The organism is Neisseria sp. P0001.S005 (assembly GCF_051963715.1).
Map to the genome: position 1 here is coordinate 1 of NZ_JBQCTZ010000831.1, position 344 is coordinate 344.

1 pseudogene is annotated in these 344 nt (G+C 50.6%); it reads right to left on the reverse strand.

The features are described 5' to 3' along the window. Positions 1 to 317, reverse strand: a pseudogene (locus ACTHSP_RS23095) (TonB-dependent siderophore receptor); the annotation flags it as partial. Between the last annotated feature and the right edge of the window lie 27 nt (positions 318 to 344).

Consider the following 344-nt stretch of genomic DNA (forward strand, 5'->3'; position numbering starts at 1 on the left):
GAAGCGTCTTTTTTCGCTACGGCATCCACCAAAGTACGCGCTTCGGTATTGTTGAGGGCTTTTTCGTCGTAATTGACTACGGTAATCGGGGCGGTAAAGGCATTGGCTTTACCCAATACACCCAAATTCACACGGTCGCGCATATCGCCGTCGCTGGCAATAGAATAGGAGCGCGCGGCCTTCACGCGTTTGGCATTGGCTTGAACTTTGACTTCCTGCACTTCCGCATATGCTTCGGGAGCAGAAGTGGCTTCATCGGCGGCGTAGGCGAATGCGCTTGCAACCACAAGCGGCATCAGGGCTAATTTGCTGTTCATAAAATACCTTCTGGTTTGAAATATTAA